Here is a 21047-nt window from a genome sequence, read left to right as displayed (position 1 = left end):
ACTTCCTGCCGCTTCAGGGGTGGTTCGGAGATCCCAAAGAGTCGGAGAACATGTCGGAAGAGGACGACGAAGCTCACGATCGAATCTGCCATGAGGGCCGTCACCCGCTCGGCGCTATGGCTCGCCGGGATGTAGAGTTCCCGCAGCCGGATGAGCTTGCCCCGCAATTCGTATTCGAGCTGATGGCGGAGGTTGACAGTCGGAACCGCGAGCCCCAGGAAGGGATCCTCGCCATAAAGGACGCGATGGGCCGCGCTCATGTCGAGGAACTCCATTGGGAAGACGTCCGAAGCATCGGCCATCTCCTCGCGAGTGAAGTACAGCGGCAGCGGGTGCCCTTGGGCCTGCCACTCCTCAATGAGCGGGCGAGCTGCTCGAAGGTCGGCCGGAGTGACCGCTTCCAGAATGACGAGGACATTATAGTTCGATCGTTCGGGATCGAAGTCTCCCGTTACGGCCGATCCATAAAGCACGACGGAGACAAGCTGCGCGCCATGCGCCGCTTTCAATCCTTCGACGAGCTTGGCCAGCTCCTCCGCCATACGCACTTCGCCGCACGCGATCTCTCACCAGCTCCCGCTTGCGCCGCCTCCTCCGAACGATCCCCCGCCGAAGCCGCCAAAGCCTCCTCCCCCAAATCCACCCCATCCATGAGAGCTGCCGCCGATATGGCCGCCGAAGCCCCCCGATCCCCCGCCGCTGAAGATAATCGGATACCAAAGCCAATCTGAGTCCCGATAGGGCCGCGACCGCAAGGCGCGTCCTCCCTTCCGCCGGCTTACGCCTGTAGTCGCCGCTAAGACAAAGGCAACAATGAAGAGAACGAGCAACAGGAGAACGAGGCCAAGACCGGTCGTTCGAGCAGGTCGTCGTTCTGGCGCATAGGCGAGTGAGGCATCAACATCCTCGATCGTCACGCCGCGCTTTTGGGCGAGCGTCGCAACAATGGTCTGAAGTCCCAGCTCGAGCCCTTCGCCATATTTCCGTTCCCGAAAATAGGGGACCATGCGACGACCCACCTCTCCGACCAACCCGTCAGGCAGCTCCCCTTCCAACCCATATCCGACTTCAATACGCCACTTGCGCTCGTTCGGAGCGACGAGGATGAGCAAGCCCGTATCCTCTCCCTTTTGTCCAATCCCCCACCGACGCGCCAATTCAATCGAGTAGTCTTCGATGGGCCTCTCCCCGAGCGAGGGGACGGTCACGATAGCGATCTCCACCCCCATCTGGGATCGTACTCGGCGGATCAAGGCCTCCATCCGCGCTTGACTCTCTGGATCGAGCACACCGGCGAAGTCGTTCACATAGCCTCGGGGGGACGGGAAATCCTGGCCATGCGCCAGATGGCCGAGCGCCAATCCCACGAGCGCAATAATGAGAATGGCCCGAATCCCGAACACGATTCCGCTCCGCATCAGGCCATAGCTTACCAGACCGCTTCCCCATACGCCAACGGGCGAACGTTCGTTCCCCGCTCGCGTGCAAGAGCATCCCGTCGCGAGAGGGCATCGAACACGGCGACGGTCGCCCTCATCTAAAGAGACGACGAAAAGAAGCGCGGAGGAGCGTATGCGACGGGCATGCCGGGGGTATGAGCCGCTCATCGCCGTGATGGTCGTCCTCATTTCCCTACAGCCGCTGGTCGCCAATCCCGTTCAATCGGCGACGGGGAAAATCTCTGGACGGGTCCTCTCGAACACTGGTCGTCCAGTGAAATACGCGCGCGTCGAGCTGCATCGGGTCTCTGATTCAGACTCCGCTTTCGTTGCAGAAACGCGCGCGGATGCACGCGGGAGCTTCACCTTTGAGAATGTGGCTCCCGGGAGGTACGCTCTCCGGGCCTCGCAGATCGGCTTCTTCGCTCCAGAATCGGAGCGAGCTTTCACAGAATTCATCGAGCTTCTCGCAGGTCAGCACGCGCAAGATCTCGATCTCGTGTTGATCGCGGGAGGAGCCATTGCCGGTCGAGTCTTCGATGAAGATAGCGACCCGATGATCGCTGTGGAAGTGATGGCTGTACGGCTTCTGGCCAATGGAGAGGCAGCTCATCAAAGCACTGTCCAGACGGATGATCGGGGAGCCTATCGCTTTTTCGGCCTACCCCCAGGACAATATGTGGTCGGCGTTCGCTTCCCGGATCATGGGCGAAGTCGCCAATGGACGCTTCGATATTTTCCCAGCGCCCTCTCCCGCCAAGAGGCTACCCCCATTTCAGTGGGCGAAGGACAGGAAGTCGAAGGCATAGACATCGCGTTTAAGCCCCTGAAAGGAGCTCGATTGATGGGGCGCGTCATCTTGGAGAAACAGGGCAGCCCCGTTCGCGCGCGCCTAACGCTTTCGGGACAAGAGTTCCTCACCCTCTCGACACATACCGATTCCGCCGGGTGTTACGAATTCCTCGACCTCCCTCCAGGACAGTATCACGTGAGCGTGGAATCTCTTGATGGGGATGCCGTGGGACGTTGGCAATTCGTTCACATCCCTTCCCAACACCCCGTCCGCCATGACTTCGCATTGCCAGAAGCCGCTCGAGTAGAGGGTTGGGTGGAGCTTGAGGATCGCCGTCCTTTGGACCCAATGCATTCTCTCACCGTGTCTCTCACGATGACCCGAATCGAAGGGCCGGAAGGCGCTCCCTCGATGATCTCCAAATCGGTGGAACCGGACGGCACCTTTCGTATCGGCGGATTGCCGAAAGGGAGAGCGCGGCTCTCGATTTTCTCCCCCAACGAGCGGTACTACATAAAGGCGCTCATGGTCGGAGGTCGCGAGGTGCCTGATTTCGAGCTATCTCTCCACCCTGGAATCACGCTTTCGAACGTGCGCGTCGTGCTCTCCGATGAGACGGGGGAAATCCATGGTCGCGTGGAAGCCGAAGAGGGCGACATGACCGCATATCGCCTCCTTCTCATCTCTGAAGATCCGACGAAACGGCACGATGTGGAACAGGTCAAGTTCGCCTGGACGACCGGTCCATTTCCGTTCATCTTTCGTGGCATACCGGCAGGCCGCTATTGGCTGTTCGCTGTTCCGGTAGAAGTCTCCATCGAGATCGAGACCCTGATCGAGAGGCATTTCTCCTCAGCCCGCATGATCAAGGTGCGTCCTCGTCAGATCGTTGAGGTCCGCATCTCCCCGCTTCGGAAGGAAGACCTCTGAGGCCGCTATGGAAGTGACGGTGCATTCCTGACGCCTAGCCGAAAGCTCCCAGGGACAGCTCTCGCAAGATGTCCTCTAAGACTTCTCGTGGACAAGCGCTCTCGAAGACCGGACGACCGAGGACGAGATAATCCGCTCCTGCTCGGATGGCCTCTTGCGGTGTCGCTGAGCGCCGTTGGTCGTGCGCAGAAGCGCCTGCAGGACGAATCCCGGGAACGACAATTGCGAATTCCCGATGGGGAACGACTTCGCGAATCCGCGCAACCTCCCACGCGGAAGCGACGACGCCTCCCACGCCACATGCATGGGCCAGGCGCGCTAGGGCGATGGCGATTTGTTCAGGCTCGTCGCGCAGGCCTACCTTCACCAGATCCTCAGCCCCCAAGCTCGTCAACACAGTCACGGCGAGGATGCGTGGCTGCGCAATGGATTCGCGCGCGCAGAAATCTGCAACAGCTTCAACGACAGCTCGCATCATCGGTTCACCACCAAGAGCGTGAACGGTAAACATACTGACGCCTAGGCGCGTCGCTTCGATCCCAGCACGCGCGACCGTCGTCGGAATGTCGTGAAACTTGAGATCGAGGAACACGCGCTCTCCCCGCTGAAGGAGCGTGCGAACGAGATCTGGCCCAGCGGCTGTGAAGAGTTGGCTCCCGATCTTGTACATGCCGACCAATCCTCCCGTCTCTTCGACGAGGCGCAGAGCCGCCTCTGCCGTCGAGACGTCGAGGGCGAGGATCACGCGATCTTTCGGCTCAAGCTTCTCGTTCTTCTCCCTCATCGGCCTCATCTTCCTCTCCCGCGCGATAGGAGGCACTGCGCCCCATGCCCTCACTCTCCCTCGATTTGGCGAAGGATCCGCCGAACGCCTTCTCGGAAGACCTCTGGCGGAGGCAAGAGACTGAGGACGAGATGTCCCTCCTCCTGGAACTCGAAGAAATATCCGGGGTGCACCAAAACCCCTTCTCGCTCCACCAGTTCAAGCGCGAACGCCTCGTCATCGCGCGCATCCGCGAGCTGCAAGATCGCATACCATCCCCCTTCGGCCTTCAAGCAACGACATCGTTCGGTTCGAGCGACGTTCTCTTCCAAGAATTGCCGATTCGTCAGCACGCGCTCCAGGATCTGTCGGCTCATCGCCCTCCGCAGCGCCATCCAGTGCGGCAAGGCCTGCTGCACCGGGGTGTTCACCGAGAGATACGTGTCTCCAATGACCTCCAACCGAAAGAGCGCCTCGCGCACCAACTCCTCCGGACCAGCGATGCCAATCCAAGCGAGCTTCATTTGCGGGAGCCCAAGGAGCTTCGAGATTCCGCCAAGGGCGAAGACCAAGATGTCCCCACTCTCCTCCCGAAGGAGGGTCCCGATCCGCTCTGGATCTTCCGCATAGGCGTAATCCAGAAAGACCTCATCGCTGATCACGGCCAGATGGTGCTCCGCGCAGAAAGCGCGGAGACGCTCCCACTCGCGGCGCTTCACGAACGATCCGGTCGGGTTGTTCGGATTCACCAGGATGAGCGCGCGCGTCTTCGGCCGAAATGCTGCTCGCACGCTCTCGAGATCAATCTGCCATCCCTCGCGATATACCAACCGATAAGTGTCAAGCTGCACGTCGTTCACATCAGCGAGAAATCCAAAGAGTGGATAACTCGGCCGAGGGACGAGGAGGTGATCTCCCGGATCGGCCAGTAATCGAAAGAGAAACGCATACGCTTCGCTCGTGCTCGCCGTCAGAAAGATCCGCTCCGGATCGGCGGGCGCTCCGTACTCCGCATAATATCGCGCGATCGCCTCGCGAGCCGACCGCGCGCCCTGCGGGAGGGGCTCATACCGCAAATTCTCCGGGAAGAGAAAAGGCGCAAGGATCGCCTCATCCGGATACTCGAAGGCGCATCGCGTGGGATTCGACTCAGTCAAATCCAGAATCGGCAATCCTCGCTCGCGCCGCTCACGCACTCGACGCGTCAGCTCATTCACCGCCGTCGGCCAATTGGTCCGCGCCGCGAACATCGGTGTCTCAGCATACCGCGATGAACCTCAGAATCGGAAGAGGTAGCTGAACTTCACGAAGACTTGCCGTCCGGTCGAACGCGTGGGCGCGCCGAGGCGTCGAAGTCCTCCTGGGGAAGTCGGGTCGAGACCAATGTTCTCCCAGTGATCCGTGTATCCCACATAGAGCGCCGTCCAGGGATTAACGAGATATGTGACCAAGATGTCCACGGCGACTCGCTTCTCTCGCTCCGCCCGCACCAGAGAGGGATTCGGGAGCACGGCCGTATAATCGATGATCGTTCGCAGCGACAGTTCCCGGGTGAATTGATAGTTCACCTTTGTGCGAAGCAAGTGGTTGTTGAAGATGCTGACGGTCGCCCGGCGCAACGCAAGCGCGTCCGCCAGTGATGAGGGCAAGGATTCGCCGTGCGTGCCCAAGCGGCTGTAGAGATAGACCTGACTCACCAAAAGTTGCGAGGTGGGTCGAAGGGTCAGCTCCAATTCCCCACCGGCTGTGGTCGCGGAGAAGGGAGCCAATCCGGGCGCAGGATAAAAATTGACCCCCTTTCCGAAGCGATAACTTCCTCCGAGGGTGAGCCATCGGAGCCACGCGGTCGCAGCGCTAAGCGACGTCTCATGTTTCCGAAATCCCAGATCGCGAAACAGCTCGAACGACTCCGAACGGCGGAAGGAGATCTCCGTTGGTCCGGCGAACTGCACCTGGAACCCATTGCTGATGACCCAATCTTGAAGACGACCACGCCGATCCCAATTCGCAAGGGTGAAGATGTTCGGTCCGAAGCTCTGCAAGCGTTTCCCCTCGCGGAACCAGCGGTATCGGACGAAATGTTCCATCTGCCGCACGTCCACACGGCGGATGAAGCCGAGCTGCGTATGAAATCGCGGGCTGCGATCCACATACTCTCCGGAATAGAAGAAGTGCCGCCCCGAGTACGAGAGATCGAGCGAATAGGCGGGACCGGAGAATCGCCGACCATCGCGATGGGTGAAACTCTGCATGATCTGACCGGTGAACGTCCAATTCCGACCCATTCGAAGCAATGTATCGAGGGCCAGGACACTGTTGGACTGCGACAGGAAGGACCGGCGCGTGAAGAGGACGCCGACGCTCGATTGTTCGGCGAATTCCCGTTGCACGCGCAGGACGCCAATGGCGGCTCGCTGGCCATATCTGGGATCAGTAGGAGCGACGCGCTTGCCTGGAGCCCGATCGTCAATGGCGAGCGCGCCAAGAGCCCAACGTCCCGCCTTCCCCGTCATCCGCGCGCCGAATTGAGGGTCAACGATCCGGCGGGAGAAGAAGAGGTTCTCCAATGTCTGGAAGAAGCCGGCATTTTCCAGGAAAAACGGGCGCTTTTCCGGGAAGAAGACCTCGAACCGTTGATTGAGCGTTACTTGCGGATCATCGGATTCGACCTGACTGAAATCGGGATTCACCGTGAGATCGAGCGTGAAGGCGTCGCGTAAGATGAACTTAGCATCCATTCCTCCTCGTCCTTCGATCTCCGCTCGCCAGGCGGGTGCATTCGCCCGACCTGAATCCAGGAATCGAGCGGCGGCGAACGCTCCGTAGGGGATGAACTGCCAATTGCGTCCCGGCGAGATGTCTTCCAGTCCTTCCAACGTCGCCAATTGTTGAAGGAACCCGGCCACGCGCCGGGTGATATAGGGCCAGAACGCTTGTTCATTGAGACGTGGGATGATTCGTCCGAGCGCGATCCCCCACGTTTGCGTTCGCGTCGCGGGGAATCGAAGGCTGCGGAAGGGAATGGCCATCCGGACGATGAAACCGTCTTCCGTCAGCCGACCTTCGGAGTACCAGAGCGTATCGAAGCTCATATCATCTTCCTGCCCTTCTCCCACAATCCCATCGGCCTGAATGCCCAAAGGATTGGCGAGGAAGAGATAGGCCCGACGCCGATCTTGAAATGTGTCTAGAGTCACCCCCACCAGGTCGTCTTCTAAGATCGCTTCGCGTCGAGAGAGGCGCGCGCGAACTTTCGCCGGATCATCTTTGCAGATGAAGACGACGTAGAGATGGTGCTGATCGTAGGAGAGGCAAGCCGTCGTCTCCAAGCTGACGGGAATTCCGTCTCCCGGTTCCCGCTGGCGAAAATCGGACACGCACACCTCGCCCGCGTTCCTCACCCCTTGCAGGTACTCTTCCAACCGTGGAGGGGATGAAACGCGAGAGAGGCGCAGGCGTGGACGTTCTGCTTGAGCGAATCCTTTTATGATCGCACCAAGCAAGAGCATCAGGAGAAACGCAAAGATCAAGCTTCGACTTACCATCGCCTTTCTCCCCAGTTGCTCATCGCTATCCCTATTACGGGATACCATGCTGATCGGTTCCCACCAAGAGATCGGGACTCTATCGGTACTCGATCCGCAAGCGTTTTGGCCGATGCGACGCGGGGACGACGGCAAAGGGGATCCGTCCGAGCAGCCGTCCCTCAGTCGTGCGCACCTCCACGCGCCACCGACCAGGCGTGATCTTGCGCTTCACGGTATAGCCCCGATAGCCGCCTTCGCGCCCGCCGATGATCGTGTAGGAGAGGCGATCCGTCGTGATCCACCGGCCGTTCTCATCCCGCCGCTGCCAGTAGTGCCACACCTGCTCAGTGAATGCCGTCGGGGCGAAGATGGCAGCGAAGCAATAGACGGCATCACCCGGGGCGTACGCGAACTCGCGTTCATCTCGACGCCAGAAGAACCAGCGCGAAGGTTCTCGATAGACGACCTCATACTGCGTCCCCACGCGCCGGACATTCCGGTAAATCCCTCCATCCTTCAACGCCAAAGGAATAGGCGGGATGACGTCGCCGAAATAGCTGAGGAGCAAGCCGCCGAATACGATCATCGGAACGGGGAAGACCCGTATCGCCTCGGGTCGGTAACCGAAGATCGCTATGCTGAGGATACCCGTCAGCATGAGGCTCAGCACTCCACTCAGGACAAAGAGTGCTGCGCTCAATTGTCGAACCAGGAGCGGCAGGAAGAAGGTCAAGAAAGCCGAGCCGCAAAAGAAATAAAGGGGCAAGAGCAACCTCAGATCCCGCAGCCGATGGGCGAAGAACTCGTTAGCCAGCATGAGGCCGACGAGCAGCCCGACGAAAATGAACGACCGACCGACGGCCGCGCTCTTGAAATAGAAGACGACGTAGCTCGAGAGCAGACCACCGAGGAAGAAGTGCACCCCCCAGGTCATCAGATCGAGCCGTCGGAGCAGCCATGGCGATTTGAGGCGTCCGCGTTCGGCTCGTCCCACCATCGCGATCAGGACGCCCGAGGCCAGCAGATATCCGAGCAAGATCAGGTTATCCCGCCACCGGTCAATGCGCGTGAGCGTCACACTGTCATACACGAATCCAAGGACAAAGGCCAGAAGCGGCCCATGCTTTCGATGGCGCTCGAGGAACGCGCGCCACCGATCTCGCCACGCCGCCCGACGGCGGCCTGCTCCTTCGCGCCACACGTTCAATCAAAGCAGGGGCGATGCCAGCGCGTCAATCTCTCGAAAAGTTGATAGGCGCTTGAGACCACCGCCTATCGAACGCGCTCGACGTGGACGAACGGCGCTTGGCGCAGCGCCGATGGCCGCGTATGATTAGGACGCATCGCCTCAAGGGGGCGATGCGAATCCACAAAAGGGGGAAGAGCGATGAAACGATTCGTTGCGACGATCCTGTGTGGGATCTCCTTCATGCTCTCTTCCACATGGCCTGCGGCCCTCGCCGACGCCTTCGATTTCTACGCGCGAGGGCCTTATCGCCCGTCGGTTCCGCGCCCATCGCAGCTGCTCGGATATGAACCGGGCGAATTCCACACGGACTTCCGCGGAATGGAGCGCGTCATCTTCGCCATCGCGCAAGCGGCCTCTGATCGCGTGCGCGTGATCGAATACGGGCAGAGCTACGAGCGGCGTCCTCTCCGTCTGCTCCTCATCAGTGCGCCGGAGAATATGAATCGGCTCGAGGAGATCCGAGCGCGCGTTCAAAAGCTCGCTGACCCCCGGCGGCTCAGCTCTCCGGAGGAGGCGGCGGCCATCATTCGCACGACGCCCGTCGTCGTCTGGCTGAATTACGCCAACGATGGCAACGAATCGGCCGCTTTCGAAGCGGCGTTGCAGGTCGCCTATCACTTCGCCGCGAGCGAGGAGCCAAAGACACGAACGCTTTTAGAGAATGCCCTGATCATCATCAACCCCGCCCATAATCCCGAGAGTCACGAGCGTTTCGTCGCCTGGTACAACGCTTTCGCCGTCGGAGCCGAGGATCGTTTCGCTTACGAACACAACGCCCCCTGGGGGCTCTCGACGAACAACAATCACTATCAGATTGACCTCAATCGCGATGCCTTGGCGAGCACGCAGATCGAAACCCAAGCCCTCATGCGCGCCTATCTGCAGTGGAATCCGCAGGTCTTCGTAGATCATCATGGTCAGACGACGAACTTCTTCTTCCCGCCGCCGGCCGCTCCCGTGAATGCGAATCTCCCGAAGGCGTATCACGAGTGGATGGAAATATTCGGACGGGGCAATGCCGAAGCTTTCGATCGTCAAGGGTGGGCGTATTTCGTCCGAGACGTCTTCGACCTCTTCTATCCGGGATATTGGGACAGTTGGCCTTCGCTCAACGGAGCGATCGGCATGACCTATGAGACCGATGGAGGTGGAAGTCTGGGGCTACGTTGGCGGCGCGAGGATGGAGCTCTCGTGACCCTGCGCGATGGGATCGCGAAACATTTCCTCGCGAGCTTGGCGACGGTGGAGACGGCGGTCCGCTATCGCGAACGCTTGCTTCAATACTTCTACGACTTCAAGCGCACGGCGATCGAAGAGGGCGCGCGCGGTCCAATGCGACGGTTCGTCCTCCTGCCAGGGAACGATCCGGGGCGGGCAGCGGAACTCGTCGCGACACTTTTGCGCGCGGGGATCGAAGTCCACGTGGCTCAGGAGGCCTTCTCCTCGCGCGCGGCGCGCGACTATCTGACCAAGACGACGACGGCGCGCTCGTTCCCCGTGGGCGCGTTCCTGGTGGACTTGGCGCAGCCGCAAATGCGCTTGGCGAAGACGTTGCTTGAACCCGAAGCCGAGTTGGACCCGCAGTTCGTCAAGCGCCAATTGGAGATCCGCGAGCGGAACGAGCGACGGGGTAAGAATGTTCCGAAGGAGCGCTATGAGTTTTACGATGTGACAGCATGGTCCCTGCCCCTGGCTTTCGGCGTCGAAGCCTATTGGACCGAAGACGCGCCACGCGTGCGCTCCGCCCTGCTGACGCTTGATGACGCTGGGCGCGTGGTCACAAGCGATGATCGGAAGCCGATCGTCACGGGCGGCGTTACCGGTCGCGCGACGTCGGCCTACGTGTTCTCCTATGAGACGAACGCGGCGGCGCGCTTGGCCTTCGCCTTACTCAACGAAGGATACAAGATTGCTGTTTCAACGAAGCCCTTGCGCGTGGACGGTCGCGATTTCCCGCGTGGCACGCTCGTCGTCCCCATCGAGCGCAATCCCGAATCCGTGCACGAGCGCATCGCCACCCTCGCCCGCGAATATGGCGTGAACGTCTACGCGGCAGCGAGCGCATACGCGGATCGCGGTGACACGGGGATTGGATCGCCGGCTGTCATCCCCCTGCGAAAGCCTAAGATCATCGTCATCGTTGGAGATGGCGTCTCCGTTACAAACTTCGGCGCGATCTGGTTCCTCTTCGAACGACGGTTCGGCATCCCCTTCACTCCAATGACGCTCGCCTCGCTGCAACGTGCTCACATTTTCGAGTACGACGTGATCCTCTTCCCCGATGGCAATCCCTCGGTCTATCGCACGATCCTGGGAGATCGGGGTATTGATCGGCTCAAGCGATGGGTGAACGAAGGCGGCGTGCTCATCGGAATCGGAGGCGCGGCAGAGCTTTTCACACAGAAAGGGATCGAACTAACGACTTCCCGCGTCCTCGGCGCTGAGGAAGAAGCGCTTCCTTCGCCAGGAGCGAGCGCCCCTAGCCCCGCATCAGCCCAGACGCCAGCCGATAAGTCGGCGCGTCCTCTTCCTGTTCCTGGAGCGATCTTACGAGCCACGGTGGATCGGCATCACTTTCTGACGTTCGGATACGACGCTGAGCATCTGCCCGTCCTCGTGAATGGGGCGCGCTTCTTCACCCGCAGCCGAGACGGAGCGAACGTTGTCACCTTCGAGGGCAAAGAGCTACATCTGAGCGGCTTCATCTGGCCTAACAATACGGTGGAACTTTTGAGCGGGACGGCTTATCTCATTCACGAGCCGACAGGACGTGGTCACGTCATCCTCTACGCCCAGGATCCGAATTTCCGGCTCTTCTGGCATTCACTCACGCGCCTGTTCCTCAATAGCGTGCTTTTTGCGCCCTCCCTGCGATGAAAGAGTGGCGGCTTCCTGGAGAGATTTTGAGGAAGCCGCCCTCTCCGCATGCCGTTGACTTGTCTTGTCTTGCTCCTCTTGGCTATAGTTGTGCCCCTATGAGCGAGTACACGGAAGAACACGCTCGGGCAGGCTTAGATGCCGAGCTGCCTCCGATCGAATGCTGGCCCAATCAATTCAAGGGCTATGAGATCACCATCATCATCCCCGAATACACCTCGGTATGCCCGCGAACGGGGCTGCCCGATTTCGGAACGATCACGATCCGCTACGAACCCGATGAGCTGTGCGTGGAACTGAAATCGCTCAAGTACTATATCCTGGGCTATCGCCAACTCGGGATCTTCTACGAGAACGCCATCAATCGTATCCTTCGGGATCTCGTCGCCGCGTGTCGGCCCGTGTGGGCGGAGGTGACCGGAGAATTTAACGTCCGAGGGGGGATGAAAAGCATCGTGCGTGCGCGCTATCGCGCTCGAGCCGATCGATCGGCCGAAGACGAACGGGCGACCCCTGAACCTCGCCCATGATCGCTCGGGAAACGCGCGATCACGGATGTTCTTCTTCCTTCGACCGCTTTCGCACGCCGAGATCAAAGGCGACCACGATCAAAATGACGCACAGTGCGATCGTCGCCACAGCGTAGAGGAGCATCAGATGGCCGCCTTGCATGAAGAGATAAATCACCACACCGATGAGCAGGATGGAGAGGATCCCCCAAAAACTGAATCGTTTGGGTTCCGTGCGTTCTACCATCGTCCTTCTCCTCGTGCATCCGTTCGCTCGATCTCTGCGATCGGTTCGGCGATCGCGGGCAGCGGGGTGAGCACGTATCCTTCCGAGCGCGCGATGAAGGCCGCCGCCGTGACATCTCCGGTGACATTGAGCGTCGTCCGACACATGTCGAGCAATCGGTCCACCCCGAGGATGATGGCGATGCCCTCGCCGGGCACTCCCACCGCTTGCAAGACGAGGATGAGCAGAGGGAGCGAGCCGCCGGGCACCCCCGCGGCTCCAATGGCCGTGAGCACGGACATGACCACGACGATCAATTGCGCCGAGAGCGAAAGCTCGACGCCGAAGACCTGCGCGAGAAAGAGCACGGTGACTCCCTCGAAGAGCGCCGTCCCATTCATGTTCATCGTCGCACCGAGCGGGAGGACGAATCCGGCGATCTCTCGAGGGATACCGAGATTCTCCTCCGAGACGCGCATCGTCGTCGGCAGCGTGGCGCTGGAGGAGCTGGTGGAGAAGGCCGTGATCATGATCGTCCGAATGGCACTGAAAAACCGCCAGGGATTCAACTGTGCGAAGACGCGCACCAGGATCGAATAAACGCCGAATTGATGGAGAGCAAGCCCGAGGATGACCGTGAAGACATAAAGTCCGAGCTTGACGAGCAGGTCGAAGCCGAAGCGCGCCGTAACGCTGAAGATCAAGGCGGCCACCCCAAAAGGAGCGAGCCTCATCGCCAAGTCAATGAGGACGACCATCGCCTCCCCGATCCCCGAGAGGACGGCCATCACGGGCTGCGCGCGGCTCGCCGGCAGGAACGTCAGAGCCACGCCGAACATGAGGGCGAAGAAGATGATCCCGAGCATGTCCCCTTGCACGGCCGCCGCGATCGGATTTCGGGGAACAATGTTGACGAGCGTTTGAATCCCAAACCGTGTCTGCCCAGCTTGCTCCAGTGTCTGCGTCGTCTGCCCGCGATATGTCTCCAAAAGCCGAACCTTCACTTCTTCGGGCAGTCCCTCGCCGGGTCGAATGGCGTTCACCAAGACCAACCCGATGGTGACAGCGAGCGTCGTCACCATGAGGAAATACAAGAGCGTCTTCATGCCGATGCGCCCCAGTCTTCGCAAATCCCCAAGCCCCGCTACCCCTAAGGCCAGAGAGGCGAAGACGAGCGGCACGACGACCATAATGAGCATCCGCAGGAAGATCTGTCCAATTGGCTCGGTCACCGTTCGGACGACCCACTCGACTTCTGGCCGCTGGCCGAGGAAGACGTTGACGCCAATCCCCGTGACAGCTCCCCCGACGAGTCCGAGGAAGATCTTCGTGTGCAGGGGGAGCGAGCGCCGTTCCTTCATCATGCTCTCGCTCATACGTTCAATCCGCCGTCACGGGACCATGATCGAGAGCGGGCTTTCGCGCCGCTCTCCATCTCCAAAGCGCATAGACGGGCGCTCCGGCTAAGACGATCAGCAGCCCCGGCCACGTGTTGGGCCGCGTCTTCGGGGAGATGAGTAGATCGAGCGCGATGAACGAAGCCGCGAGGATATAGAGCGCCGGGACCCACGGATAGCCGAAAGCACGATAGGGCCGCTCCGCTTGCGGCCACTTCCGACGCAAGACGAAAAGACCAGCGATCGTCAAGACGTAGAAGATCAGGACGGCGAAGACCACGTAGTCGAGCAGTTCGCTATACGTCCCCGAGAGCGTGAGCACACACGCCCACAGGCATTGCACGAGCAATCCATTGGCCGGCACATGATGTGCATTCAAGGCTCCGACGCTCTGGAAGAAGAGTCCATCGCGGGCCATCGCATAATAGACCCGCGCGCCCGCCAAGATCAAGCCGTTCATGCAGCCGAAGGTAGAGATCATGATGAGCACAGCCATGATGGCCGCCGCGCTCGGTCCGAAAATGACTTCGGCCGCCGCCGTGCCCACACGATCGTTCGTGGCGAATTGAATGCCGCGTTCCAACACGGTTGCACCGTTAGGATCCCCGCGCAAGGGGAGCACACACAAGTAGCTCACGTTCGCCAGCAGATAGAGCAGCGAGACCAATCCGACGCCGAACAACAAGCTCAGCGGCAGCGTGCGCTTGGGATTCTTCACCTCCCCCGCCGTGAACGTAATGTTATTCCAGGCGTCGGAGGCGAAGAGCGAGCCGACCATCGCCGTTCCCAGCGCCAGGAGAAGTCCCAAGCCCTCAAGCGGCATCGTCGTATATTGGCTCGCGCCTCGGGCGATCGGCTGCGTGAACGTCGCCGACCAGAGGTCGCGGAAGTTCGCCGCGATGGCTTCGGGATTGCGGCCCACGATGATCCCCAAGGCAATGAGCATGATGAGGGCCGCGATCTTCGCCAGGGTGAAGACGTTCTGCACGATCTTCCCCGTCTTGAGCCCTCGCGAATTCGTCCAGCTCAAGAAGACGATCACCGCGATCGCCACCAACTGTGTCGGCGAAAGGGACAGACGACCATACTCGAAGAACTTCTGCTCTTCGGAGACCTGCGGGACCAAGACGCCGAGGAATCGGGCGAAAGCGACGGCGACGGCAGCAATGGTTCCCGTCTGGATGACGAGAAAGAGGGTCCAACCATAGAGGAACGCCCAGAAGGGGCTATATGCCTCGCGCAAGTAGACGTATTGCCCGCCCGCGCGCGGCATCATCGCCGCCAGCTCGCCATAGCTGAGCGCCGCCGCTAGCGTGAGCACTCCTGTGATCGCCCATACACTCAAGAGCCATCCTGCCGATCCCACCTGCCGAGCGATATCCGCCGAGACGATGAAAATCCCCGATCCGATCATGGAGCCGGCGACGATCATCGTCGAATCGAACAACCCTAATCCTCGAACGAATGTTCCTTCACGATGAGCGACGGCTTCTTTAGGTTGGGCCATAGCCTCAACTCCTCGCGACCTCTAAGTCTAATGACGCTGGTGTCTCCTACGCCCGTTCGCTCGCCCCGGGCTCAGCGGCGCCGGAAGTCGCAAGCCGCAATCTGCTTCGGCGAATGCCATAGGCGAAGTACACGATCATTCCGATCGCCATCCAGATGAGCAAGCGCTCCCACGTATGCCAGGGCAACCCGACCATTTGGGCCAAGCAGATCAAAGCACCGAGAATCGGCGTCAGCGGCACAAGCGGCGCGCGGAACGGTCGCGGCGCATTGGGATTCGTGTATCGGAGCACGAGCACTCCCGCACAAACGAGCACGAACGCCAACAACGTCCCGATGCTCACCAACTCGCCCACTACGTGGATTGGCGAAAGCCCTGCCGCAATCGCCACGCCGAGGCCGGTCACAAGGGTCGTGATGTACGGCGTCCGAAATCGTGGATGAACTTTCGCGAAAGCGGGCGGCAGCAATCCGTCGCGCGCCATCGTCCAGAAGATGCGCGGTTGCCCGAGCAACATGACCAAAATCACGGAAGTCAAGCCGCCGATCGCCCCAAGCTTCACGATCGGCGCCAACCACTTCGCTCCGGTCGCGTCAATGCCGACGGCGACCGGATCTGGGACGAGCAAACGGGAATAATGCACGACCCCTGTCAACACCCCGGAGACCAAGATGTAGATGAGCGTACAGATGGCCAGACTCCCCAAAATCCCGATGGGCATGTCCCGCTGTGGATTCTTGGCTTCTTGCGCCGCCGTGGAAACCGCATCGAAGCCGATGTACGCGAAAAAGATCACGCCAGCACCGCGCAGGATGCCACTCCAACCGTACTTACCGAACTCCCCCTGGTTCTCCGGGATGAAGTCGCTCCAATTTTCCCTCCAAACCTCCGGATTCTGAATCAAGTACGCCAACCCGGCAGCGGAGAAGACCAACAGGACGGTGATCTTCAGCGCGACGATGACATTGTTCACGTTGGCCGACTCCCGGATCCCGACGATGAGGATCGCCGTCACCACAGCGATGATGAAGACGGCTGGGAGATTGAAGAGCGCCGTCACCTGCGGCAAGGTGGCGACGTCTATCCCCTTCTCGGCTAAATGCCGGGTCAGCTCCGTCGTCAAAGTGCGCCATCCCTCGCCCGGCACTTCGACAAGTCGCGTTCCCGTCGCCGCCGTCAATTGCGGGGGGATCTCGATGCCCAAATCGCGCAGGAAGCTGACGACGTATCCGGACCATCCGATCGCAACCGTCGCCGCCCCGAGCGAATATTCCAGGATCAGGTCCCAGCCGATGATCCAGGCGAAGAATTCGCCCATCGTCGCATACGAATATGTGTAGGCGCTCCCGGCAATGGGGATCATCGAAGCCATCTCCGCATAACACAATCCGGCGAAGGCGCATCCGATCCCCGCCAGAATGAACGAGAGAACGATCGCCGGCCCCGCATATTGCGCCGCCGCATTCCCCGTGAGGACGAAAATCCCCGCCCCGATGATGGCTCCGATCCCCAAGGAGACGAGATTAATTGGACCGAGCGCTCGCCGCAGCCCATGCTCCGTATCGAACGCTTCAGCCCTCAAGGTCTCGACCGATTTCTTCGCGAAGAGTTGACGCGTCATGCTCCTTCGCCTCCCGGTGCGTATGGTTCTCGCACGATTCTGCTCCCCCCCCTTCCGCTTGCGAGTGGCGATTATGCGGCGAATCCGATCGCCTGTCAAGATGCGAGCAATCAAAACGCGCATTTGCCGAACCGCATCAGATGTGGAATAATTTCCGCTTCGACCAGAGAAAGCGCAAGATCGCATTCGGGAGGACGGCGATGGGAGGAAATGGAGATCGCCAACGAGTGGGCGGATCGAACGCGCCACCGCGCATGCAGAAAGTGGCCGAGGCGCGACTTCCGACTGAAATCGGCGAATTTCGCGTGATCGGCTTTCAAGACATGACGACGGGGCGGGAATACGTCGTCCTGGCTAAAGGGGATCTCTCCTCGGATCGCCCCTGCTTAGTTCGCATTCACTCCCAATGCCTGACGGGAGACGTCTTCCACTCGATCAAATGCGATTGCGGACGGCAGCTGCGACGCGCGATGGAGCTGATCGAGCAAGAAGGGGTTGGCGTTCTCATCTATCAGCAACAAGAGGGACGCGGCATCGGCCTCTTGAACAAAATCCGCGCCTACGAGCTGCAAGATCAGGGGCTTGATACGGTGGAGGCCAATTTGCGATTGGGCTTTGCTCCCGATGAGCGATCCTATGAAGACTGCGTCGCCATTCTGCGCGCGCTCGGTATCCGTCAGGTTCGCCTCCTCTCGAACAATCCGCATAAGATCGCGGCGCTTCGGAAAGCAGGCCTTTGCATCGTCGAGCGCGTGCCGCTCGAAGTCGAACCCACCGAAGAGACGATCACCTACTTGCGAGCGAAGAAAGAGAAACTCGGTCATCTGCTTTCCTCCGTATGAGTGGTGAGAGGATTCCGAAGCGGAACGCCTCCGGGGAGGTCTAGGAGATGAAATCACCATATCGGCGAAGCCTCATGCTTCTTCTTCTGCTGCTGCTTCCGTGGGCCGCCCTTCCTTCCGCCCAACGGCAACGACGTGACGACCGCCCGCGCCTCATCGTGCTCGTGGTCATTGATCAGTTTCGCGAAGAGTACTTGCTCCGATTCGAACCATTCTTCGGCGACGGGGGCTTTCGTCGACTCCTGACGCATGGAGCCGCTTTCACCAACTGTCATTACGAACATGCGCCGACGGTCACGGCCCCCGGCCATGCTACTATCGCGACGGGAGCGACACCCGCCGTTCACGGGATCATCAATAACGATTGGTATGATCGCGAAATGGGCCAGATCGTGACGAGCGTCTCCGATCCCTCTCGGCATGTCGTTGGCGCTTCTTCCGGGCGGGCGTCCTCTCCCCACCGATTGCTCGGCACGACGTTCGCTGACGAGCTGCGGTTGAGCACGAATTTCCGATCGAAGGTCATCACGCTCTCGTATAAGGATCGCTCGGCTATTCTCCTTGGGGGAAAACTCGCCAATCTCGCCCTCTGGTTCGATGAAACGAGCGGCTCCTTCATCACAAGCGATTATTACGTGAGCGCGCTGCCGGAATGGGCGGCGCGCTTCAATGCTGCGCGTCCGGCGGATCGGTATTTCGGCGCGCGGTGGGAGAAGGCTTTTCCGGAAGCCGCCTATGCATTCGCCGCTCCGGACGATCGTCCGGAAGAAACCCCCTTGCCGGGCGGGAGCCGAACCTTCCCCCATCACATCACCGGCGGCCTCACGCAGCCGGGGCCAGCCTTCTACACGGCGTTCACCTTCACCCCCTTTGCCAATGAGGTGCTCGTCGAACTGGCGAAACGGGCGATCGAAGGCGAGCAACTCGGGCGCGATGAGTTCCCCGATCTTTTGGCGATCAGCTTCTCCACCAATGATTTGGTCGGCCATTATTTCGGCCCCGACAGCCAAGAGGTCGTGGATCTGACGCTGCGAACCGATCGCGCTCTGGCTTCGCTGTTGGCCTATCTCGATTCGCGGCCGGATGCTAACTACGTCCTCGCCCTGACGGCCGATCACGGAGTCGCGCCGATCCCAGAGTACGCCGCTCGGATGAAGCTCGGCAGCCGACGCATCTCTCCAACTCTTGTGCGCCAAGCGATTGAAGAGGCCTTGAGCGCACGTTTTGGGGAGGGCCCGTGGATTGAGCCGAAAGCTCTTCCGCTGCTCTCCAGCGGGTTCGTCTATCTCAATCGCGAGGCGATCGTTCGAAAACAACTCGACGCTGCCGCGGTGGAGCAAATGGCTGGGGAAGCGGCGCTGAAGGTCCCAGGTATCGCTCGCTACTACACAAGGACACAACTCCTCGAAGGGCGATTCCCAACGGATCTCGTGGGTCGGCGCGTGGCCGCGAGTTTCCATCCGACTCGCAGTCCCGATGTCACGCTCGTCCCGGAGCCTTTCGCATTCATCTCCGGCGGTCGGACGGGAACCACGCATGGTTCCCCTTACAGCTATGACGCGCACGTCCCGCTGATTCTCTTCGGGAGGAGGATCGTCCCTGGAATTTATCGGCATACGTGCACGCCAGCCGATCTCGCTCCGACCTTGGCCGCCCTACTCGGCATCGAAATCCCTGCTGGTGCGACAGGAAGGATCTTGCAGGAGGCGATTCGATTGCCGAACGCTTCCTCTGTGGTGCTCCCTCAGTCTTCGAGAAAAGCGCAGCAGCAATGAGGCGAGCTGTTTCACGATCATGCCCGTTCAGGACACGACGTGTACGACCGCATGATTTCCGATTCTCCTCCAAAGCGACGTTGGAGGAAGCGAAAGAATGGATCTCGCGAGGAAGCGAATACTGGTCACCGGTGCGACAGGGCTCATCGGCGGACGCCTGATCGAACGCCTTCGGGAGCATCCTGACGTTTCGATTCGCGCGCTGGCGCGCGATCCGGCGAAGGCCGATCGGCTTCGAGCGCCCTCAGTCGAGATCGCCATCGGTGATATCACGCGTCCGGAGACGCTCCCGGCGGCCTTGGCTGGATGTCACGTTGTCGTCCATTGCGCAGCCCGCGTCACCGAGCGAGGATCGTGGGAGGAATTTTGGCGAAGCAATGTCGAGGGCACGCGCCATGTGCTTGAAGCCGCAGCCCACGCCGGCGTCGAGCGCTTCGTGCACGTGAGCAGTGTCGCCGTCTACGGGATTTTCCCACGAGATCAAACGGATGAGACCTTCCCCTACCAACCCTGCGGGAACGCCTACTGCGACACGAAGATCGAAGCAGAGAAAGTCGCGCTCGAATATTTCCGGCAGCGTGGCGTGCCGCTCGTCATCCTTCGACCGGGGATCGTCTATGGCCCTCACTCTCGACATTGGACGATCCGCATCATCGAATTGCTGAAGACCAATCGCTTGTTCCTCCTCGGTCGCGCCGATGGCATCTGCAATCATGTCTATGTGGACAACGTCGTGGATGCGATCTTGCTCGCGATGACACGCGACGATGCCGTGGGGGAGGCCTTCATCATCACGGATGGAGAGGCGACGACGTGGAGGGAATTCTTCGGCCATTATGCACGGATGCTCGGCCGAGATTCTATCCCACAGCTTCCAGCGGCATCAGCGAAGGTGCTTTTGCGATTCGCCAGATGGATCGCTCGCTGGCGCGGCCGCCCCCTACCGCCCAGTCCCACGATCGTGGATTATCTGCAGCATCGCGCGTTGTTCCGCATCGAGAGGGCGAAAGAACGCCTCGGCTATACGCCTCGCGTCTCCCTCGAGGAGGGAATGCGCCGCACAGAAGCGTGGCTCCGCGAGGCGGGATATTTGTAGGCCATCGCGATGAAATTCGTCGTAGATGTCATGCTCGGTCGTCTCGCGCGATGGTTGCGGTTGCTCGGCTTCGATGTCGTCTACCAGCCCAACGCTCAAGATGAACAACTGATCGCCCTCGCCGAGGCCGAGGAGCGCACGCTTCTCACCAAGGACGCGCGGTTGCTTCGCGACCGACGGGTCAACGGATATTTGGTCAAAAGCACGCGATGGGAGGATCAGCTTCGGGAGGTCGTCGCCGAGTTTCACTTGAGCGCTCTTATCCGCGCCTTCACTCGATGCCCGGAGTGCAACACCCGACTCGTGGAGGTCGATCGGGAGAGCGTTCGCTCGCGAGTGCCTGCAAAGGTTTACGAGCAGCAGCAGGAGTTCTATCGCTGTCCCAACTGCGCCCGCCTCTATTGGGCGGGGACACATGTCGAGCGGATGAGCCGAAAGATCGAGGAGCTATTGAGGGGATGAGCGGTCACCCTTTCGTCCACGACGCTGACGAAGT

At 60.3% G+C, this 21047-nt stretch carries 17 protein-coding genes; 7 read left to right on the top strand and 10 right to left on the bottom strand.

Annotated features, from left to right (window positions below; all coding sequences use genetic code 11):
• The coding region (locus tag NZ746_12430; protein ID MCS6818164.1) for a nucleotidyltransferase domain-containing protein at window positions 1–542 on the bottom strand (542 nt) is incomplete at its 3' end.
• A gap of 24 nt (window positions 543–566) precedes the next feature.
• Complete coding sequence (locus NZ746_12425) at window positions 567–1403, bottom strand: TPM domain-containing protein (GenBank protein MCS6818163.1); 837 nt, start codon at window positions 1401–1403, stop codon at window positions 567–569.
• 169 nt (window positions 1404–1572) lie between these two features.
• On the opposite strand from NZ746_12425, the gene NZ746_12420 reads away from it, so the two are divergent.
• A complete protein-coding gene (locus NZ746_12420) occupies window positions 1573–3162 on the top strand; it encodes a carboxypeptidase-like regulatory domain-containing protein (GenBank protein MCS6818162.1) in 1590 nt (529 codons plus the stop codon).
• A gap of 34 nt (window positions 3163–3196) precedes the next feature.
• On the opposite strand, the gene pyrF is transcribed toward NZ746_12420, so the two are convergent.
• From pyrF to NZ746_12400, 4 genes are all read right to left on the bottom strand, one after another.
• Window positions 3197–3955 (bottom strand): orotidine-5'-phosphate decarboxylase, encoded by a 759-nt coding sequence (gene pyrF, locus NZ746_12415; protein ID MCS6818161.1) that lies wholly within the window; start codon window positions 3953–3955, stop codon window positions 3197–3199.
• A gap of 41 nt (window positions 3956–3996) precedes the next feature.
• Entirely contained in the window at window positions 3997–5175 is a 1179-nt protein-coding gene (locus tag NZ746_12410) for a pyridoxal phosphate-dependent aminotransferase (protein ID MCS6818160.1), read from the bottom strand.
• 27 nt (window positions 5176–5202) lie between these two features.
• A complete protein-coding gene (locus NZ746_12405) occupies window positions 5203–7470 on the bottom strand; it encodes a carbohydrate binding family 9 domain-containing protein (protein MCS6818159.1) in 2268 nt (755 codons plus the stop codon).
• A gap of 79 nt (window positions 7471–7549) precedes the next feature.
• A complete protein-coding gene (locus NZ746_12400) occupies window positions 7550–8653 on the bottom strand; it encodes a DUF2914 domain-containing protein (protein ID MCS6818158.1) in 1104 nt (367 codons plus the stop codon).
• A 186-nt stretch (window positions 8654–8839) separates the two neighbouring features.
• Here NZ746_12400 and NZ746_12395 point away from each other — a divergent pair, with 186 nt between their 5' ends.
• Both NZ746_12395 and queF read left to right on the top strand, forming a co-directional pair.
• On the top strand, window positions 8840–11578 hold the full coding sequence (locus tag NZ746_12395) for a M14 family zinc carboxypeptidase (GenBank protein ID MCS6818157.1): 2739 nt from the start codon (window positions 8840–8842) through the stop codon (window positions 11576–11578).
• A 98-nt stretch (window positions 11579–11676) separates the two neighbouring features.
• Window positions 11677–12108 (top strand): preQ(1) synthase, encoded by a 432-nt coding sequence (gene queF, locus NZ746_12390; GenBank protein ID MCS6818156.1) that lies wholly within the window; start codon window positions 11677–11679, stop codon window positions 12106–12108.
• Window positions 12109–12127: 19 nt separating this feature from the next.
• Here queF and NZ746_12385 read toward each other — a convergent pair whose 3' ends face one another.
• From NZ746_12385 to NZ746_12370, 4 genes are read right to left on the bottom strand one after another with little or no spacing between them, the layout of a single operon-like run.
• Window positions 12128–12334, bottom strand: a complete 207-nt coding sequence (locus NZ746_12385; GenBank protein ID MCS6818155.1) for a hypothetical protein — start codon at window positions 12332–12334, stop codon at window positions 12128–12130.
• Entirely contained in the window at window positions 12328–13677 is a 1350-nt protein-coding gene (locus NZ746_12380; protein ID MCS6818154.1) for a dicarboxylate/amino acid:cation symporter, read from the bottom strand. The genes NZ746_12385 and NZ746_12380 overlap by 7 nt, the downstream gene beginning before the upstream one ends.
• 16 nt (window positions 13678–13693) lie before the next feature.
• The gene (locus NZ746_12375; protein MCS6818153.1) at window positions 13694–15217 is read right to left on the bottom strand and encodes an amino acid permease; all 1524 of its coding nucleotides are present in this window, start codon (window positions 15215–15217) and stop codon (window positions 13694–13696) included.
• A gap of 46 nt (window positions 15218–15263) precedes the next feature.
• Window positions 15264–16838, bottom strand: a complete 1575-nt coding sequence (locus NZ746_12370) for an amino acid permease (GenBank protein MCS6818152.1) — start codon at window positions 16836–16838, stop codon at window positions 15264–15266.
• Window positions 16839–17092: 254 nt separating this feature from the next.
• On the opposite strand from NZ746_12370, the gene ribA reads away from it, so the two are divergent.
• From ribA to NZ746_12350, 4 genes are all read left to right on the top strand, one after another.
• On the top strand, window positions 17093–17680 hold the full coding sequence (gene ribA, locus NZ746_12365; protein MCS6818151.1) for a GTP cyclohydrolase II: 588 nt from the start codon (window positions 17093–17095) through the stop codon (window positions 17678–17680).
• Window positions 17681–17727: 47 nt separating this feature from the next.
• Window positions 17728–19455, top strand: a complete 1728-nt coding sequence (locus tag NZ746_12360; protein ID MCS6818150.1) for an alkaline phosphatase family protein — start codon at window positions 17728–17730, stop codon at window positions 19453–19455.
• Window positions 19456–19552: 97 nt separating this feature from the next.
• A complete protein-coding gene (locus NZ746_12355; GenBank protein MCS6818149.1) occupies window positions 19553–20551 on the top strand; it encodes an NAD-dependent epimerase/dehydratase family protein in 999 nt (332 codons plus the stop codon).
• A gap of 9 nt (window positions 20552–20560) precedes the next feature.
• Window positions 20561–21013: a Mut7-C RNAse domain-containing protein gene (locus NZ746_12350; GenBank protein ID MCS6818148.1), complete on the top strand. Its 453-nt coding sequence runs from the start codon at window positions 20561–20563 to the stop codon at window positions 21011–21013.
• Window positions 21014–21047: the final 34 nt, after the last annotated feature.

The organism is Blastocatellia bacterium (assembly GCA_025055075.1).
Taxonomy (GTDB): Bacteria; Acidobacteriota; Blastocatellia; order HR10; family HR10; genus HR10.
This window is presented reverse-complemented; position numbering and strand designations above follow the sequence as displayed.

What these genes read in the sequence shown, in the direction of transcription:
- NZ746_12420 (MCS6818162.1), top strand. Translation starts at nt 1,573, where the DNA reads ATGCGACGGGCATGCCGGGGGTATGAGCCGCTCATCGCCGTGATGGTC.
- pyrF (MCS6818161.1), bottom strand. Translation starts at nt 3,955, where the DNA reads ATGAGGCCGATGAGGGAGAAGAACGAGAAGCTTGAGCCGAAAGATCGC.
- NZ746_12410 (MCS6818160.1), bottom strand. Translation starts at nt 5,175, where the DNA reads ATGTTCGCGGCGCGGACCAATTGGCCGACGGCGGTGAATGAGCTGACG.
- NZ746_12405 (MCS6818159.1), bottom strand. Translation starts at nt 7,470, where the DNA reads ATGGTAAGTCGAAGCTTGATCTTTGCGTTTCTCCTGATGCTCTTGCTT.
- NZ746_12395 (MCS6818157.1), top strand. Translation starts at nt 8,840, where the DNA reads ATGAAACGATTCGTTGCGACGATCCTGTGTGGGATCTCCTTCATGCTC.
- queF (MCS6818156.1), top strand. Translation starts at nt 11,677, where the DNA reads ATGAGCGAGTACACGGAAGAACACGCTCGGGCAGGCTTAGATGCCGAG.
- NZ746_12385 (MCS6818155.1), bottom strand. Translation starts at nt 12,334, where the DNA reads ATGGTAGAACGCACGGAACCCAAACGATTCAGTTTTTGGGGGATCCTC.
- NZ746_12380 (MCS6818154.1), bottom strand. Translation starts at nt 13,677, where the DNA reads ATGATGAAGGAACGGCGCTCGCTCCCCCTGCACACGAAGATCTTCCTC.
- NZ746_12375 (MCS6818153.1), bottom strand. Translation starts at nt 15,217, where the DNA reads ATGGCCCAACCTAAAGAAGCCGTCGCTCATCGTGAAGGAACATTCGTT.
- NZ746_12370 (MCS6818152.1), bottom strand. Translation starts at nt 16,838, where the DNA reads ATGACGCGTCAACTCTTCGCGAAGAAATCGGTCGAGACCTTGAGGGCT.
- ribA (MCS6818151.1), top strand. Translation starts at nt 17,093, where the DNA reads ATGCAGAAAGTGGCCGAGGCGCGACTTCCGACTGAAATCGGCGAATTT.
- NZ746_12360 (MCS6818150.1), top strand. Translation starts at nt 17,728, where the DNA reads ATGAAATCACCATATCGGCGAAGCCTCATGCTTCTTCTTCTGCTGCTG.
- NZ746_12355 (MCS6818149.1), top strand. Translation starts at nt 19,553, where the DNA reads ATGGATCTCGCGAGGAAGCGAATACTGGTCACCGGTGCGACAGGGCTC.
- NZ746_12350 (MCS6818148.1), top strand. Translation starts at nt 20,561, where the DNA reads ATGAAATTCGTCGTAGATGTCATGCTCGGTCGTCTCGCGCGATGGTTG.